Origin of the sequence: uncultured Campylobacter sp., assembly GCF_938017615.1 — a bacterium.
Taxonomy (GTDB): Bacteria; Campylobacterota; Campylobacteria; order Campylobacterales; family Campylobacteraceae; genus Campylobacter_B.
Window position 1 is genome coordinate 1 of sequence record NZ_CALIJA010000098.1, and the last position, 16,399, is coordinate 16,399.

At 46.5% G+C, this 16,399-nt stretch carries 15 protein-coding genes, 2 pseudogenes and 1 CRISPR repeat array; of the genes and pseudogenes, 14 read left to right on the forward strand and 3 right to left on the reverse strand.

Translation table 11 applies throughout. The features are described 5' to 3' along the window. Positions 1-59 precede the first annotated feature (59 nt). On the forward strand, positions 60-1,736 hold the full coding sequence (cas1, locus tag Q0620_RS04595) for a CRISPR-associated endonuclease Cas1 (RefSeq protein ID WP_366125028.1): 1,677 nt from the start codon (positions 60-62) through the stop codon (positions 1,734-1,736). Positions 1,737-2,125: 389 nt separating this feature from the next. Continuing rightward, a CRISPR array of direct repeats spans positions 2,126-3,337; the repeat unit is 30 nt; unit sequence GTAGAATTCCATCCCGTTGGGAATTGAAAC. Positions 3,338-3,975: 638 nt separating this feature from the next. On the opposite strand, the gene Q0620_RS04600 is transcribed toward cas1, so the two are convergent. The 3 genes from Q0620_RS04600 to ppk2 all read right to left on the reverse strand — a co-directional run bounded on the left by Q0620_RS04600 (position 3,976) and on the right by ppk2 (position 6,023). Further along, positions 3,976-4,110, reverse strand: a complete 135-nt coding sequence (locus tag Q0620_RS04600; protein WP_298783390.1) for a hypothetical protein — start codon at positions 4,108-4,110, stop codon at positions 3,976-3,978. 1 nt (position 4,111) lies between these two features. Next, a complete protein-coding gene (locus tag Q0620_RS04605) occupies positions 4,112-4,357 on the reverse strand; it encodes an XRE family transcriptional regulator (protein ID WP_298783401.1) in 246 nt (81 codons plus the stop codon). 763 nt (positions 4,358-5,120) lie between these two features. Then, positions 5,121-6,023 (reverse strand): polyphosphate kinase 2, encoded by a 903-nt coding sequence (gene ppk2 / locus Q0620_RS04610; RefSeq protein WP_297879905.1) that lies wholly within the window; start codon positions 6,021-6,023, stop codon positions 5,121-5,123. Between the two features lie 108 nt (positions 6,024-6,131). Here ppk2 and dsbD point away from each other — a divergent pair, with 108 nt between their 5' ends. From dsbD to mrdA, 13 genes and pseudogenes are all read left to right on the forward strand, one after another. Then, on the forward strand, positions 6,132-8,102 hold the full coding sequence (gene dsbD / locus Q0620_RS04615; RefSeq protein WP_298783391.1) for a protein-disulfide reductase DsbD: 1,971 nt from the start codon (positions 6,132-6,134) through the stop codon (positions 8,100-8,102). A gap of 48 nt (positions 8,103-8,150) precedes the next feature. Further along, the gene (gene hisB / locus Q0620_RS04620) at positions 8,151-8,729 is read left to right on the forward strand and encodes an imidazoleglycerol-phosphate dehydratase HisB (RefSeq protein WP_297995925.1); all 579 of its coding nucleotides are present in this window, start codon (positions 8,151-8,153) and stop codon (positions 8,727-8,729) included. Positions 8,730-8,989: 260 nt separating this feature from the next. Next, positions 8,990-9,415 (forward strand): hypothetical protein, encoded by a 426-nt coding sequence (locus Q0620_RS04625; protein WP_298783392.1) that lies wholly within the window; start codon positions 8,990-8,992, stop codon positions 9,413-9,415. Between the two features lie 8 nt (positions 9,416-9,423). Further along, the gene (locus Q0620_RS04630; protein ID WP_297881384.1) at positions 9,424-9,561 is read left to right on the forward strand and encodes a hypothetical protein; all 138 of its coding nucleotides are present in this window, start codon (positions 9,424-9,426) and stop codon (positions 9,559-9,561) included. A gap of 1 nt (position 9,562) precedes the next feature. Continuing rightward, a complete protein-coding gene (locus Q0620_RS04635) occupies positions 9,563-10,510 on the forward strand; it encodes a substrate-binding domain-containing protein (RefSeq protein ID WP_298783393.1) in 948 nt (315 codons plus the stop codon). A gap of 86 nt (positions 10,511-10,596) precedes the next feature. Further along, positions 10,597-11,085, forward strand: a complete 489-nt coding sequence (locus Q0620_RS04640) for an HAD-IIIA family hydrolase (RefSeq protein WP_298783394.1) — start codon at positions 10,597-10,599, stop codon at positions 11,083-11,085. Continuing rightward, a complete protein-coding gene (gene lptC, locus Q0620_RS04645; RefSeq protein WP_298783395.1) occupies positions 11,048-11,686 on the forward strand; it encodes an LPS export ABC transporter periplasmic protein LptC in 639 nt (212 codons plus the stop codon). Before Q0620_RS04640 ends, lptC begins: the two co-directional genes overlap by 38 nt. Then, on the forward strand, positions 11,650-12,165 hold the full coding sequence (gene lptA, locus Q0620_RS04650) for a lipopolysaccharide transport periplasmic protein LptA (protein WP_298783397.1): 516 nt from the start codon (positions 11,650-11,652) through the stop codon (positions 12,163-12,165). Before lptC ends, lptA begins: the two co-directional genes overlap by 37 nt. Beyond that, a pseudogene (locus Q0620_RS10860) lies at positions 12,162-12,389 on the forward strand (GTPase); the annotation flags it as partial. The gene lptA and the pseudogene Q0620_RS10860, both read left to right, overlap by 4 nt. Positions 12,390-12,698: 309 nt before the next feature. After that, positions 12,699-13,061 (forward strand): annotated as a pseudogene (locus Q0620_RS10865) (YihA family ribosome biogenesis GTP-binding protein); the annotation flags it as partial. A gap of 112 nt (positions 13,062-13,173) precedes the next feature. Then, the gene (locus Q0620_RS10870; RefSeq protein WP_366125027.1) at positions 13,174-13,962 is read left to right on the forward strand and encodes a GNAT family N-acetyltransferase; all 789 of its coding nucleotides are present in this window, start codon (positions 13,174-13,176) and stop codon (positions 13,960-13,962) included. After that, positions 13,929-14,417 carry a hypothetical protein gene (locus tag Q0620_RS04670; RefSeq protein WP_298783399.1) on the forward strand — a complete coding sequence of 163 codons (489 nt, stop codon included), beginning with the start codon at positions 13,929-13,931 and terminating at the stop codon, positions 14,415-14,417. Before Q0620_RS10870 ends, Q0620_RS04670 begins: the two co-directional genes overlap by 34 nt. Further along, on the forward strand, positions 14,414-16,234 hold the full coding sequence (mrdA, locus tag Q0620_RS04675) for a penicillin-binding protein 2 (RefSeq protein WP_298783400.1): 1,821 nt from the start codon (positions 14,414-14,416) through the stop codon (positions 16,232-16,234). Before Q0620_RS04670 ends, mrdA begins: the two co-directional genes overlap by 4 nt. The last annotated feature ends 165 nt before the right edge of the window (positions 16,235-16,399 follow it).

Below are 16,399 nucleotides of genomic sequence, written 5' to 3' on the forward strand. Positions count from 1 at the left end.
GTTACGGCTGGAAATCAAGCGGCAATGTGCATAACTCAAGAATTTTACTTCATAGATTTATGAACCTTAGTGGCGGCTTTGTTGGCTCGCTAGGTGACTATTCAACAGGCGCTAGCCAGATCATCATGCCTCACGTTGTAGGTAGTATCGAGGTCTATGAACAGCAAACTAGCTGGCCAGTCGTGCTTGAAAACTCAAAAGTCGTAGTCATCTGGGGTGCAAACCCACTTGCGACACTTCGCATAGCTTGGACAGCGACTGATGAGCAAGGCTTTAAATACTTTGAAGAGCTAAAAAACAAAAAAGATATCAAAGTGATCGTGATCGATCCTATCAGATCTGAAACAGCGCAATACTTCGACAAAGCTCAGTGGATCGCTCCAGTGCCAAACACCGACACGGCGATGATGCTAGGCATGATGCACTACCTATATGAAAGTGGCAAATACGATAAAGAATTTATCGAAAACTACACTTATGGCTTTGATAAATTCCTCCCATATCTACTAGGCAAGACAGACAACACTCCTAAAAATTTAGAGTGGGCGAGCAAAATTTGTGGCATCGACAAAGATACTTTAAAAGAGCTAGCTGATACATTTGTAAGCAACCGCACAATGCTAATGAGCGGTTGGGGTATGCAGCGCGCTCACCACGGCGAGCAACCACACTGGGCGATGGTAACGCTAGCTGCGATGATCGGTCAGATAGGCCTACCCGGTGGAGGCTTTGGCTTAAGCTACCACTACTCAAACGGCGGCGCTCCGACTTGCAAAGGCGCGGTCATCGGCGGCGTAAATAGCGCAAGCGTGGGTAAATTTAACGACGAGGGCGGAATTTTAACCAGTAAAATTTTGCCGATTAACGCGATTGATGAAATTTATATTTTGGCGCGAGTGGAGCTTGACACTTATGCTATGGCGTTTTTGGCTGATAATAACATTTTGCTGCATATTTTTAGCGCCTATCAGAGCTTTCGCGGCAGTTTTTTCCCGAATACTTCAAATTCTGTAAATAAAAGCGGCTTTGTGCTTTTGGCGCAGCTGCGGGCTTTTGACGATCTTTCTAAGCGCCTTTTTATCGCTCGCGAGATTACTCGCGCTCGCATCTTAAATGCAGCCATTAATTGCAAGGTTTACGGCGTCTCGCTCGATACTGCGCCGCATCTGGATGCCCTAGCGCGCGCCTGCGACATAGCAGCGGTAATGGCAGTGGAAGGCGGCTTTGCCAAGTGGTATTTCGCGGCCTGGAACGAAATCATCGAGGATCAGCGCAGTTTTAAATTTACGACACGCTCCAAACGCCCGCCGGCGGATAAAATTAACGCTCTCATTAGCTATGTAAATACGCGCATTTATAACGTCTGCCTCAGCGAAATTTACAAAACCGAGCTTGATCCGCGCATCGGCTTTTTACACGAGCCAAACTACCGTGCGCTAAGTCTGCATCTAGATCTTGCAGAGATTTTTAAGCCTATTTTAGGCGATAGATTAATTTTTGGAATGTTAAACAAACGCGAGATTACGGCAAAAGATTTTGAAACGGATGCGGGGCGTATTCGATTCGGTCGAGAAGCGGTGCAAAAAATCGAGCTAAAAATGATTGAGAAACTATCATCTTGCGCGAACGTAGCGGGACAGAGCTTAACCTGGCGTCAAATTATACGTCGCGAGGCCAATCAGATTAAAAAATACGTCTGTGAAGGCGTGCCTTACGAGGGGCTGGTATGGCGGTAGGTCTCAGGGCTTCGAGCTTAATTTATACTTTTTTAATCTTAACTAGAATCACTTACGCCTATAGATTACGCCCTCTTAAAATGCATGTTTTTTGAAATAAATTTGATCTGAAGCACGGAACGGCGAACGAATTGGCTTTAAAAACACATATGTTTTTAAAATTTCAGCTTTTTATTATTCACACTTCGATTTTTGAATATCTTTATATTTAGATTTTAACATTTGCGCTCACGATACATATAGATAGCGATAAAGTTACTTTTAAGATTTTGAAATGCTGAAATTTTGGGCATTGAGCAATCGGCGCTTTTTTAAATTTAGTCTATTTTAAGGCATAAAAATATATACTCCTAACACTTTCTACCTAGGAAAATGGAAAAATTCGTGCTGTAGAATTCCATCCCGTTGGGAATTGAAACGATATGCGGCTGAACGAAATCGAGAGCGATGCGAAAGTAGAATTCCATCCCGTTGGGAATTGAAACAAACCCACAGGGCTGTAACGAAACGCAGTATAACGTAGAATTCCATCCCGTTGGGAATTGAAACATGCGTATAATATGAACTAATAAGAAGAAGCGTTTTGTAGAATTCCATCCCGTTGGGAATTGAAACGAGAATAGAATAATTATCGACGGGCTAGAAACTATGTAGAATTCCATCCCGTTGGGAATTGAAACAATAAATTGGTAAGCAGCACGATAGGGTGGAAAGCGTAGAATTCCATCCCGTTGGGAATTGAAACAAGAGTAGGATGCCCGAAATTTCGGATTTGCCGCGTGTAGAATTCCATCCCGTTGGGAATTGAAACCCATATCTTTTGCCGTAATTGTACCGCTGCTTATAGTAGAATTCCATCCCGTTGGGAATTGAAACATAAAATTCTTTCGCAATCCTAAGCACGCAGGAAACCGTAGAATTCCATCCCGTTGGGAATTGAAACGAATAAAATCGGTTGCGTTATTGTCCTGCATTTGGTAGAATTCCATCCCGTTGGGAATTGAAACACGTAGTATAAACGCGTCCTTTGGAATAATCCGCTTGTAGAATTCCATCCCGTTGGGAATTGAAACTCCTTTTGATTATTGATTATTGATACCCTAGGGGGGTAGAATTCCATCCCGTTGGGAATTGAAACGAGGATTGGGTGTTTTTGTGGGCGTAACGGCTAAGAGTAGAATTCCATCCCGTTGGGAATTGAAACGTAAAGGAATTGGGGAAATCGGAGCAGCAGCGGCAGCGTAGAATTCCATCCCGTTGGGAATTGAAACTGCAACGAATTACAAGCATCGAAAGAGAGAGAAGCGTAGAATTCCATCCCGTTGGGAATTGAAACACGCTGCTAAGTATCCAATCGATCTTTTCGCCTATGTAGAATTCCATCCCGTTGGGAATTGAAACGGATCATCATTGACATCAAATTTTTTCAAAGGATATAGTAGAATTCCATCCCGTTGGGAATTGAAACGCTCCTCTTGCCCGTTTATCTTTTTCATTGAGTTGTGTAGAATTCCATCCCATTGGGAATTGAAACTTCTGTCACTGCATTTTATAGCGTCCCGCAGGAATGTGGAATAATTCTATCCTTTGGGAATTGAAACGCCTAAATGGGCTTATTGCACGATTTGCGTAGGCGGTAGAATTCATCTTGCTGAAATCAAAACGAATCTACGCGATATGACTTTCGCGGCGGAAATGTGTAGAATTCTCATCTCGCTATAAAATTTAAAAAGATTAGTTGTGGCTGGGATAAGATATAGCATGGGGCACTTATGCGAAATTCATTCGGTTTCAATTCACCTACTAAATATGTTAAATTTATGGGTTACGAATAAAATTTTGAAGTTACTCACAAATTAAAATTTTAACGAACTGTATATTTGCCGCAATATAAATAGATTTAAATGCAACTCATTTAATAGCAATTCAAAATATTTATAAAAATGCACGCTATGGATCTTAAAAGCTAGGTTAAAGAAGGAATTCTGCATTAATTTTAATTAAATTTACGCTACAAATTTAAGATCATGTGCCAAAGTTAGAATTTAAAATTAAATTAGATGATGTCAAAGAGGCAGAAAGATGGAAAAAATTTTATAAAGCAGAATTTGGTAGCATCCTCTGAAACTGCAAAACAAAGAATATCGGCGTGGTCGTCATAAAAAGGAAAAATCATCTAAATTTAATGGATACTACCGCCTTTGCCACATAAAGTATAATAAATAAATGCCTCCGCCAATTATTTTTTAAAATTTTTAAAAAATTTCTTCAAAAACGCCTTGTAAAAGATCACGAATTTCGACTCTTTTTTCTCATAAATTACGCGAAAGACGCCCTGTAGATCCAGCTTTTCTTGCAAAGTAATGTTTTGCACTCTACTCTCCTATAAGTTTTTTTATCTTATGCAGCACAAACGCAGCGTCGTCGCTATCGAGCTCGCACAACATCTGGCATATCGCGGTCGCGGCTTGCGGCTTGGTCGTGCCCAAGCGCCAGTCCTGATACGTCCGCATCGACACGCCTAACCTATGCGCCATCGCGGCGTGCGAGATCTTTTTGCCGTTGTTTTTAGCTTCGACGGCATTGTGCAAAATGTTGAATATATCGCTCGTTTCTAACATATGAAAATTATACAAATTTATTCGTTAATTATACATAAAATCGTATAAAATGAATAAAAATCGTGTTATTCATAAGTAAAAATAGCAAAACACTTCGTTTATCCGTATGAATTATACAGAATACTGCATAAAATAAACATAAAATTTTATAAAATTTTGCATATTATGCCGTAAAGACGAACCGACTTGCGCAAATAGGTGTCTTATCGATCGGCACATTAAATTTTTAAACCGGGATAGAATGAAATTTACATATCAAAGCTTTTGGGATTTGATTTTTTTGATCGGTTCTGGTAGCAATTACGAATAAGATGGAATTTTACCCTTTACCCAGCTATACCTGCCGACGCAAAGAGCGTTTCAACTCCTAGTGGAATAGAAATTCTACGGAAAGGCGGTGAATGCGGAATATCTGAGTTTCGCATTTCAATTCCAGTTGGGAATTGAAACATCGTATTATACGAGGCAAAAACGGCAGATAATCAGTAGAATTCCATCCCGTTGGGAATTGAAACTATGAACGACAGCCGCAGAGAAAAGCAAGCGACGAGGTAGAATTCTATTCCATTAGGAATTGAAACGTGATATACTTCATCACGTAGCCCGTGGCGTTGTGTAGAATTCCATCCCATTAGATAGAATTTCAAAGAATCTTGAGGTGCACAATCATAGAATTTAATGCATTTCTATATATTAGGAAATAAATCCCTAATGAAGCAATTCCTAGCAAGCCTCCCTAGCGAGTAATCTCCATTGGCAAGATTTAGCCCTTTTTCTTATCCTTCTTGTTCTTGCGAGAGGGGCTTTCCAGCTTGCGCCAAGCCTCGCTTTTTTGGCTATCTTCCATTAGCACTATCTCCCTGGCGCCGTTTCGCACGAGGTTTGGATCCACCGCAAGCTCCTTCGCATCGATCTTTTCGGGATAGTCTATGCGCGAGAGGATGCAGCGGAAGGCGTTTAGTCGCGCGATCTTTTTGTCGTTGCTATCTAGGATCGTCCACGGCGCAAACTCGGTATTCGAAGCGAGCAACATCGAGTATTTTGCGAGCGTGTATTGATTCCACAGCTCCTGCGATCTCGCATCCACCGGCGAGAGTTTGTATTGCTTCAGCGGGTCGGTACGGCGCGATTCAAAGCGTCTTTTTTGCTCCTCTTTGGAGACTGAGAAGTAAAATTTAAACAAAATTATCCCCGCACTTACCAAAAGCTCCTCAAATTTAGGCACTTGGCGCAGGAAATCTTTATGCTCGGCGTGGGTGCAAAAGCCCATCACCGGCTCGACCATCGCGCGGTTGTACCAGCTGCGGTCAAAGATCGTGATCTCGCCGCCGCTGGGTAGGTGCGCGACGTAGCGCTGGAAGTACCACTGCGTCTTTTCTACGTTGCTCGGCTTTTCGAGCGCTACGATGCGGCATCCGCGTGGATTTAGGTGCTCGGTTAAGCGCTTAATCGTGCCGCCTTTGCCCGCCGCGTCGCGCCCCTCCATCAAAATCAAAATTTTTAAGCCTTTTTCTTTTACGAATTTTTGCAGCTTCAAAAGCTCGATCTGATATCTCTCAAGCAGCGTTTCGTAGTCTTTGAACGAGATTTTTTCGTACTTTGAGCTTTTAAATTCTATCTCTTTCAGTGCTATTTCGCCTGTTTCGGTTTTGATCTCTTTGCTCATATCGCCTCCTAAAAATTTTAAGGAATTTTACAAAAAAGTTCTTTAGATTACACTATAAATTCATACTTATTACGTTAGAATGTAGGAAAAAATTTCAAAGGATAAAATTTGATCAGATCACTTATTTTGGCAGCGTTTTTTCTTTTAGGCTTGGGCGCCGAGCCCCTAAAACCCTCCGATGCGTTCAAGCTTAACGCGACGGCGCAAAGCGATAGCGTAACGCTAAGCTTTGATATCGCGGACGGGGTCTATCTCTATCAAAACGAGATAAAAATTTTCACTGACGGCGCGGAGGTGACGAATTTAATAAATCTGCCCGCCGCGACCGAATACAAGGATTATAAAATTTACGAGGGCAAATTTAGCATCACCGTGCCTTTAGGCCTCGTACTTGCAAATGCCGCAGACAGCGATGATTTCGTGCTTAACGGCGATTTTTTGGGCTGCACGAAGTCGGGCTTTTGCTACCAGCCGCAGCAGTTCGGCTTTAGCTTCAAGCGCGTGGTGGAGGGCTATCAGATCAGCAAAATTTCAAACTCCGAGCTGAAAAGATACCGAAGCGGCGGAAATTCCGCGCAGATTTCTGCCGCATACAGCGCACAAGGCGGGGCTGTAAATTTTAAAAGCAGTGCCGCAGCTTCGGGCGCAGAGGCAAATTCCTTGGCAAGCTCGCACGCAGCGGGAAATTCCGCGGCAAACTCGGCAGAAAACGCTGCTTTAAATTCCGACGAAGCTTCCACGCATAAAAATCCGCACGCAAATTCCATCTCCGAGCAGGATAAAATTTTAAACGTTCTTGGCGGCAAGAGCTTCATCGCGGCGATCGCGCTGTTTTTCGGCTACGGCGTGCTGCTCTCGCTAAGTCCTTGCGTCTATCCGCTCATCCCGATCCTCTCGTCGATCATCGTGGCGAAAACTTCCTCGAAGCCGAGCGCGAAGAAAAGCCTCGCCGTAAGCCTCGCGTATATTTTTGGGATGGCGAGCTCGTATGCGATTTTAGGGGCTTTCGTGGCGGTTTTCGGGCAAAATTTACAGGGCCTGCTGCAAACTCCGCCCGCGCTGATCCTAACCTCGCTCATATTCGCCGCGCTCGCGCTTTCGATGTTTGGATTTTACGAGATTCGCCTGCCTGCGCGCTTTCAAAGCTTCTTAAATAGCAAAAGCGAAAAGAGCGGCGGTATGATCGGAGTTTTTTCGATGGGGCTTATCTCGGCGCTCGTCGTATCGCCGTGCATCTCCGCTCCGCTTGCAGGCGCGCTCGTTTACATCGCGGGCAGCGGCGACGTTTTGTTGGGCGCGGCGGCACTTTTTGCACTGGGACTCGGAAGCGGCGCGCTACTGCTTGTGGTGGGGCTCGGCGGCGCATTGCCTAGGCCCGGAGCTTGGATGGAGGCGGTGCCTAAAATTTTCGGCTTTTTGCTGCTTTTTACGGCGGTGTGGATTTCGCGCACGCTCATCGGCGAAAATTTAAGCCTGCTGATTTATGCGGTTTTGGGCGCGATCTTCGCAGGATTTTTAGGGCTGTTTGACGGCGGCGCAGGCGGTATCAAGCGTGCTTTGGCTCTTGTGATCGCGCTATATTCGGCGCTGCTGCTCGCGGGCTTTGCCAGCGGCGCGAAAGATTTTTCCAGGCCGCTTGAAAATTTAATCCCGCAAAGCACGAGATATTCCAGCGGCGGCCCCGGCGGCGAGAGCTTGCAAGCGAGCGAAATTTCTCACGCTAAAAATTTAAGCGGCGCGCATTTTTCGTTTGTGCACGATCTGGCGCAGCTGCGCGGCGAAATAGAAAATTCCAAAAAGCCCGTGATAGTGGATTTTTGGGCTAGCTGGTGTAAAAATTGCGAGCAGAGCGAGCGAGCGTTCGCAGATCCCGCTCTTGCAGGCGCTCTTGATAAATTTAGCCTTTTAAAGATCGATCTTAGCGAAGATAGCGAGCAAAATAGGGTGATAAAAGCGCATTTCAACGTATTCGGCCCGCCTACGATTCTGTTTTTTAAAGAGGGTGCCGAGATTGCGAACCTGCGCCAGATCGGCAGCGTAAATTCCGAAAAGCTGGCTGAGATTTTAACCGAAATTTAGTGAAATTTAGATAGATTTCAAACAAAATTTAGTTTTAAGGATTGCGCGATGATAAGTAAAAATAGGGCTACGAAAGAGACTAAAATCGAGCTTGAGCTGGAGCTTTACGGGCGCGGCGCGGCGCAGATACAAACGGGTATCGGCTTTTTCGATCATATGCTTAGTGCGTTTGCCAAGCACGCGTGGATTGATCTGAACCTGCGCTGCGAGGGCGATTTGCAGGTCGATTTTCACCACAGCGTCGAGGACTGTGGCATAGTGCTCGGAAGCGCGATCAAAGAGGCGATCTATCCCGCGCAGAATATCGAGCGCTTCGGCGATAGCGTCGTCGTGATGGACGAAGCCGCCGTAAGCGCTGCGCTTGATTTTTCCAACCGTGCGTTTTTGGTATTTGATTGCCCGAGCCTGAAGCGCGGTAAGATCGGCGAATTCGACGCTGAGCTCGTGGAGGAATTTTTTCGCGCTTTGGCTTTCAACGCAAATTTAACGCTGCATATAAGCCAGATTCGCGGCGAAAATCTGCACCACGTGGCGGAAGCCGCGTTTAAGGCGTTCGCCGTCGCATTTCGTCGCGCGATAAGTATCAACGAGCGCGCCGGCGTGCCTAGCACGAAGGGCGTTTTATAGCGGTAAATGCGCGCTAAATTTAGTAAATTTGGCAATTCGCGGTTTTGAAATTTTATCGGCGTTTGAAATTTTACTCTTGCCGCTGCTTGAAATTTGCAAAATTTCGCCATTACTCTGGCAAAGCGCGCCGCTTTATTAAGACTGCTTACGCTGGCGGTGCATTTGCGCCCGCCGCGAAAACCGCGAACTATGCTATATGAAATTTCGCACTGCCGGAGCGCTAAACCGCCGCTTTGCATATTAAAATTTAAAGGTAAAAGATGAATAATTTCGGATCGCTTATGGAGATTTTAAATGTGCTGTTTTTGATCTGCTTTGTTTGGCTCATCGCGTGCTTGATTAAATTTATCAGATCAAAAGACGAGCCGGAGCACCATAAAAGAGATAAAAAATTTCTAATTATTTCGGCAGTTGCGTTTGCATGCGCTTTTACTCCACTCATATATTCTCAGTGGCTATTCGATCCTTTTTCCATGTTTATCTTGGTTTTTACTGGGCTGCCGGTAGTTTCGCTCATTTGGCTAATCGCAAGTTTAGTAAAATTTATTAAATCGGCTAAAAGTGCACCCGAGCGCCGCAGAAGAATTAGAAATCTTTTGATCCTCTCTGTGTTTTCGTTCATAATTTTTTTGAGCGTCCTAATGGGCTTTTTTTGGCTACTTAATCACGCAATCGAGCATATGTGAGGCGCAAAATGAGCGATGAAATTTTTCAAAAAACGATCGCCGTAATATTGACGGCCTGGGCGATCAGCGTTTGCGCACTAACCGCAGCGGCGCTGTATCTGCAGAGCAAATGCTCGATCATCTCCTATATCGCGAACGGCAACTAAGATGAAGCGCACATCTATCGTCATTTTGCTACTGCTTAGCTTTGCGGCTTTCGATTTTGCATTTTACAGCCTCGTCGTGAAGCGATACGTAAATCAAAGCAGCGCCGAGATGCAGGCCAAATCGATCGAGCTGCATAAATTTCTGCCGTTTGAGCAGGGCTCGCAGATCGTGCGCGCCAGCTCTAGCTTAAAACTTAGCGGCGATCTGCCGATAATCGACGGCGCAGCGGCGCTATATCCCGTGTTTTCGGCATTCGTCGCGGCGAGCTATCCCAAAGAAAGCGTGGAGTTTGACGGGCGAAATTTTACCGATGCTAGCAGGCTTAAATTTAGTAACACTCGCGGCGCATACAAGGCTATAAGCGACGGCGAGGCGGATCTGATCTTCGTCGCAGCTCCTTCGAAACAGCAGCTTGATTACGCGCGAGAAAAGGGCGCAAATTTACGCTTCGTGCCGATCGGGCTGGAGGCGTTCGTCTTCATCGTAAATGCAAATAACAAAGTTTCAAGCTTAAGCGTGGATCAGGTGCGAGGGATTTATTCTGGGAAGTTTGACGATTGGTCGCAGCTCGGCGGCGAGCGCATGCGAATAGATGCCGTGCAGCGAAACGCGGGCAGCGGCAGCCAGAGCGCGTTTTTGAAATTTATGAGTAAGACGCAGCCTAAGCGCAAGATCACGGGCTTTTTCGGCAGTGCAATCGGCTTTTCGTTTCGCTATTACGTCGAGGGGATCGTGCAAAACGGCGGCGTGAAGATGCTTAGCCTAAACGGCGCGTATCCGAATAAAGAAAATATCGCTAGCCGCAAATATCCGCTCGTAGCCGAAATTTACGCAGTTTACGACGAAAATAACAAAAACGAAAATATCCGCACGCTGATAGATTGGATCCTTTCGCCGCAGGGGCAAAGCATCATCGAAAATAGCGGCTACGTGCCGATTAAGGGCTAAGATCGCAGCTTAAATTTATACGGCGTTTGCCAAAAATTCAGCCAAATTTCGTTAAAATCACAAAATTTCAAAAAACGGAAAACGAAGTGATAAAGATCATATTTTTAGACGTAGACGGCTGCCTTAGCGACGGCGGGCTGTATCATTCAAACGGCGGCGAAGAGATGAAGAAATTTAACGTAAAAGACGGGTTCGGCATCCAGGAGTGGCAGCGGCTGGGGCTAAAGGTCGCGATCATCACCGGCAAAAGCTCTCAAATCGTCGCAAATCGCGCGAGAGAGCTAAAGATCGATACGCTCTTTCAAGGCGAAAAAGACAAACGCGCAAGGGCGGAGCAAATTTTAAAAAATTTTAACCTAAGCTTCGATGAGGCCGCCGCGATCGGCGATGATATAAACGATGCAAAGCTTTTAAATGCGGTCGCGATCAGCTTCAAGCCCGCCGATGCACTAAGCTCGTTAAAAGCGGACGTCGTGCTAAGCAAAAACGGCGGCTGCGGCGCAGTGCGCGAGATGATCGAAATACTCGTCGATAAAAATGGCATGCGCGAAGAGTGGAATAGCAAATGGCTGTAGTTTCGCAAGCGCGCGTGAGAGAGCCTGCGAGGGGCGAAATTCTGCGCAGATCAAAGAGGACCGAGCGATGGTGATAAAAATTTTCTACGTCGCGATTGCGATCTTTTGCGTCGCGATGGTGTTTTTAAGCGTGCAGACGCCGTATTTTAGCGATATGTTTAGACAAGATCTAAGCATTGCGAATATGGAGATGAAAAAGATCGTCGATTATCAGATCGGCGAGCGCGTGGATGCTAAATTTACCGCGGACGGCGGCACTCGCTATAAGGATCGCGACGAGTTTGTAAATTTTAAAGCCGAGGAGATTAGCGCGGATCTGAATCACACTTTGGTTTCAAAGACCGCGACGCGCGCAGGCGAGCTGATAAAATTTAACGGCGACGCGCACTATGTAAATAGCAGAGGCTTTGATTACACGGCGCAGGAGATCATCTACGATACGAGCAGCAAGATCGTCCGCTCCGACGTGCCGTACGTGCTGCGCCAAGGCGGCGACCGCATCACGGGCGCAAGTATCAGCTACGACACCAAAACCAAACAAACAAACTCAAAAGGAATCCACGCATGGTATTTAATAAAAGATCAAAATTCCACAAACTAATATTCGCATCTGCGCTAATTGCGGGCTTTGGCGCGACTACTCTTAGCGCCGCGCAGGAGCAGGTCGAGGTCACGGCGGATAATTTTTTCGCCGACGAGATCAAGCAGATCAGCGTCCTAACCGGCAACGTCCGTATCAAAAAGGGCGCTTATGATACGCTAAATTCCGACAAAGTGACGATCTACTTCGACGCCAAACGCCAGCCTACTAAATATGTCGCGACCGGAAACGCAAATTTTAAAATTTTACTCAATCAGAAGCATTACGACGGCAAGGGCGGCGTGCTGACCTACGATCCGACTATCGAGGCCTACACGCTCGAAAATAACGCCTACCTGCACGAGGCCGAGACCAAAAAGGAGGTTTACGGCGATAAGATCATCGTAAATCGCCAAAAGGGCACCTACGAAGTAAAAAGCGGCGGCGGCGAGAAAAAGCCCGTGCGTCTGATCTTTCAGGTCGAAGATCAAAACAAATGATCTATCCTAGCAGCGCGCAGTTTATCACCTCCGCCGCAAATATCGCGGGTGCGCCCGAGTTTGCGATGAGCGAAGTGGCGTTTTTGGGGCGTTCCAACGTCGGCAAAAGCAGCCTGATAAACGCGCTTACCGGGCGCAAAAATCTAGCCAAATCAAGCTCGACGCCGGGCAAAACGCAGCTGATAAATTTCTTTGAAGTTAAATTTAAACAAAAGCTTGCCGCAGACTCGGACGGCTCGCAAAATGAAACGCCGCTTGATCTAGCAAGCAAAGAGGCTTTAAGCTCGGCTGCAAATTGCGTGCAAGAGCGCGCGGAGGTTGCGGCGTCTGAGCGAAATTTAAAGCAGGATTTCGTTTTAAATTTAAAAAGCGCCTCGGCGGATTTTAGATCGGATCGCGAGACAGATCTTGCGGCGGGCTTTGCGCCGAATTCAGCGCAAAGCCCCGAATTAAATTTTACAGACAGATCCGCGCTAAGCTTAGCGAGCAACCCCGCCTTTTCGGATCTTGCTAGCTTGGGTGAAAATATCTCTTTGATCTTCGTGGATCTGCCTGGGTTCGGGTATGCCAAGGTTTCTAAAAAACTGCATTATATCTGGCAGAAAAATCTCGACGAATTTATCAAAGAGCGCCTAAATATCAAGCTTTTCGTCCATCTCATCGACGCGAGGCAGTTTGATCTTACGATAGATAAAAATTTGCAAAACTATCTCGCTAGTTTTCTGCGCGGCGATCAAAAGGTCGTGAGGCTCTACACCAAAGCCGACAAGCTCAACCAAAGCGAGCGCGCAAAGCTTTTGAGGCACGATCCGAAGGCGGTTTTGGTCTCTACGCTAAAGGGCGGCGGGCTGCAAAAAGCGCGAGAAATCATTGTGCGCGGGGCGTTTGGATTATGAAATTTATAAATTTAAATACGTTAAATTTTGCGGCGCAGAATTTCAAAATAATTAAATTTAGAGGATATAAAATGCGCCGCGAAGATCGCGCAAAGATTAGGGAAAATTTTAGATGATACGGCTAAAAAAAGCGCGCCTTTGCGACATTTCGCGTATGCAGGAGCTCGTAAAAGAGGAGGTACAAAACGGCGTGATCTTGCCGCTTGAAAGCGATGAGATAGCTGCCAATATCCGCTCATACGTGCTGGCGTTCGGCTGCGATTCTAAGGCGGATAGGAGCTTTTATTCTAAAGAGAATTCCGATTTAAATTTAGCGCGCAATGCCGATTTAAATTTAATCCAAAGCTCCGCCGCAAATTTTGCCGAAATTACTTCTGAAAATTCCGTCGAAGATGCCGCGGGTAATTTTGCGCCGCAACGAGCCACGCCGCAAAATAGCGTGCCGCAAATCGCAGCGCAAGCCGTATCTGGGACGAGCTGCGCACAAGCGGGCAAAGAGCAAATTTTACGGAGCGAATATTCACAAAGCGAGGGCGTTTTTCAGAATGACCTTTCGCAGCTTTGCGAATCGCAGTCCGCAAAAAATACCGAAATTTTGGCGGGCTTTGCTTCGCTTAAAATTTTTAACGCCGATCTTGCCGAGGTGCGCTCGCTCATCGTCGCTCCGCAGTTTCGCAGGCGAGGCATTGCCAGAGCTATCGTAAATGAGCTGCTAGACGAGGCGAAATTTTACGGGCTAAAAAGCGTATTTACGCTCACCTATCAAAAGGAATTTTTTGAGCGTCTGGGGTTTACCGAAATCCCAAAGGACGAGCTGCCCGCGCAAAAAATTTGGGCCGATTGTATTAAATGCAAAAAGTTTCCGGTATGCAACGAAATCGCACTTATCTATACCTTATAGCGGACACGCTTTTTAGCGCGGGAGTTCTTTTCTACCTGCTTCTAAGTGCGGTGTATAGGGGGCTGCCGCCGCTGATCGGATTTTTTTTCACGGCGATGGTTGTGCAAAAATATGAAAACGACGTAAAATTTAAAAAGTTCGGCTTTAGCTGGTTTTTCTCTATTTTTTATCTGTTTTGCGCTGAGCAGATCCACGGATTTAACCTATTTAGCGTGGCTATCGCGTATTGTATTTTTTATTTCGTGGTCTATGAAAACTCATTTAAATATATTAAATTTAGAAATTTTTTGATCTGCTTTTACGTGATGATCAGCTATGTTTTGGTCTTTGTGGTGAGCAACTCGATCTCGGCGATCAAAAAGAGCGAGTATCTGCCTCTAAGCGGCGAGTATTTAAATTACATCGTGATTGAAATTTTACTCGCTCTGCTCTTTTTTAAGGGGCGATTGGTATGAGGCTGAAGTTCGTATTTGCTTTCGTGATATTATTTTTTAGCATGCTTTTGGTGAGAATCTATTATCTTTCGATCAAATCGAACGAATTCTACGAGCAGGTCGCTAAAAACAACGTCATCTCTACCGAATACATCCCGCCGGTGCGCGGTCAAATTTTAGACGCCAAAGGCCGCCCGCTCGCGATAAACAATCTCGGCTTTTCGCTATCGATCGCGCCGCATCTAAAAGACGCCGCGCTGCAAAGCGAGCTAAATAATATCTCTCGCTACTTCAAAGATCTCAACGTCACCGCGATGAGTAAGAGCTACAAGGACGCGAATTCCGCTTACAACCAAGACTTTATCGAAGTCGTGCCGTTTTTGGATTACAACGCCACGATAGAGCATTTTGCAAGCCTAAGCCTGCACGAAAATATTAAAATTTCGCCCGCTTCGCAGCGCTTCTATCCTTATGGCGCGCTTGCTTCGCACATCATTGGCTACGTGGGCCGCGCCAATAAAAAGGATATCCAAAGTAACCCCCTAAGCGCGCTTACCGGATACAACGGCAGAAGCGGCGTCGAGGGGTATTATAACGAGCTTTTGCAGGGCAGCAAGGGCGAGCGCAAGACGAAGGTTACGGCGCTAAATCAGGTCGTGGAGGAGATCTCGATGCAAGAGCCCAGCAGTAGCGAAATTTCGCTTACCATCGATCTTGAGCTGCAAAAATACCTCGAGGAAATTTTTAAAGACAAGGACGGCGTAGCGATCGTGATGGATCTGCGCGACGGCGCTATCATCGCGGCGGGCAGCTTCCCCGAATACGATCTAAACACCTTCGTGGGCGGAATTTCGCAGGCGCAGTGGGACGAGCTGATAAAAGATCCGCGCCATCCGTTTACGAATAAGCTCGTAAACGGCCTCTATCCGCCGGGCTCTGTAATCAAGATGGCAGTGGGGATGAGCTTTTTAAATAGCGGCAAGATCAACGAAAACTGGAGCGTGTTTTGCAGCGGCGCGATAGAGCTAGGGGGGCGAAAATTCCGCTGCTGGAAGAGCTGGGGTCACGGCCGCGTGAGCCTAGTAGAGGCGATTAAGGGTAGCTGCGACGTGTATTTTTACGAAGGCTCGCTGCTAGTGGGGATCGACTATATGTCCGCGTATCTACAGCGTCTGGGTTTCGGTAGCAAAACGGGCGTCGATCTACCCAATGAGTTTGTAGGCACGATGCCTAATAAGGCCTGGAAAATGCAGAAATTTAAGCGCGCGTGGTATCAGGGCGAGACGGTCAATGCCTCGATCGGCCAGGGCGACGTGCTCGTCACCCCTATGCAGGTGGCGAAAAACACCGCGCAGATCGCCTCGGGCAAGGCTATCACGCCGCATTTTTTAAAAAGCATCGACGGTAAGCCGGTGGAATTTGCCCCTACCGAGCTTTTTACGCCGAAAGAAAAGGCGCAGCTGCCCCTCGTGCGACGCGGTATGTATGAGGTCGGCAACAACCCCGACGGAGGCACCGCCTACAAGCTCATCCATACCGCAGTAGTGCCTCTAGCGGTCAAGACCGGCACCGCACAGGTCGTGGGCATCTCGCAGACCGCCAAAAAGCGAATGAAAGAGGCCGATATGGACTACTTCCACCGCTCGCACGCCTGGATGACGAGCTTTGGGCCGTACGACAAGCCGCAATACGCCGTAACCGTGCTCGTAGAACACGGCGGCGGCGGCGGAAGCGCGGCAGGTCCCGTGATAATGCAAATCTACGAAAAACTCGCTCAGATGGGCTACATAGACGCCAACGCAACGATCATTAAAGATACCGCAAAGAAAACTAAGTAAGATGGAATTCTAAAATTTAAAGCAGCAAAAGACCCTAAAATTGGGTAGGACAAAGTGATTTTAAATTTTAAATGCTCCATAAGAATAAGGCGGTAGAATACGCCAAAATATCTTTTTATAAAAATGGGGAAATTTATGCGAGATTACGACAAAGAGCCGATAGTT

Excerpts from the sequence above, each read along its gene's own strand:
- cas1 (WP_366125028.1), top strand. The coding sequence starts at position 60 with ATGAACCTTAGTGGCGGCTTTGTTGGCTCGCTAGGTGACTATTCAACA.
- Q0620_RS04605 (WP_298783401.1), bottom strand. The coding sequence starts at position 4,357 with ATGTTAGAAACGAGCGATATATTCAACATTTTGCACAATGCCGTCGAA.
- ppk2 (WP_297879905.1), bottom strand. The coding sequence starts at position 6,023 with ATGAGCAAAGAGATCAAAACCGAAACAGGCGAAATAGCACTGAAAGAG.
- hisB (WP_297995925.1), top strand. The coding sequence starts at position 8,151 with ATGATAAGTAAAAATAGGGCTACGAAAGAGACTAAAATCGAGCTTGAG.
- Q0620_RS04625 (WP_298783392.1), top strand. The coding sequence starts at position 8,990 with ATGAATAATTTCGGATCGCTTATGGAGATTTTAAATGTGCTGTTTTTG.
- Q0620_RS04630 (WP_297881384.1), top strand. The coding sequence starts at position 9,424 with ATGAGCGATGAAATTTTTCAAAAAACGATCGCCGTAATATTGACGGCC.
- Q0620_RS04635 (WP_298783393.1), top strand. The coding sequence starts at position 9,563 with ATGAAGCGCACATCTATCGTCATTTTGCTACTGCTTAGCTTTGCGGCT.
- lptC (WP_298783395.1), top strand. The coding sequence starts at position 11,048 with ATGGCATGCGCGAAGAGTGGAATAGCAAATGGCTGTAGTTTCGCAAGC.
- lptA (WP_298783397.1), top strand. The coding sequence starts at position 11,650 with ATGGTATTTAATAAAAGATCAAAATTCCACAAACTAATATTCGCATCT.
- Q0620_RS10870 (WP_366125027.1), top strand. The coding sequence starts at position 13,174 with ATGATACGGCTAAAAAAAGCGCGCCTTTGCGACATTTCGCGTATGCAG.
- Q0620_RS04670 (WP_298783399.1), top strand. The coding sequence starts at position 13,929 with ATGCAACGAAATCGCACTTATCTATACCTTATAGCGGACACGCTTTTT.
- mrdA (WP_298783400.1), top strand. The coding sequence starts at position 14,414 with ATGAGGCTGAAGTTCGTATTTGCTTTCGTGATATTATTTTTTAGCATG.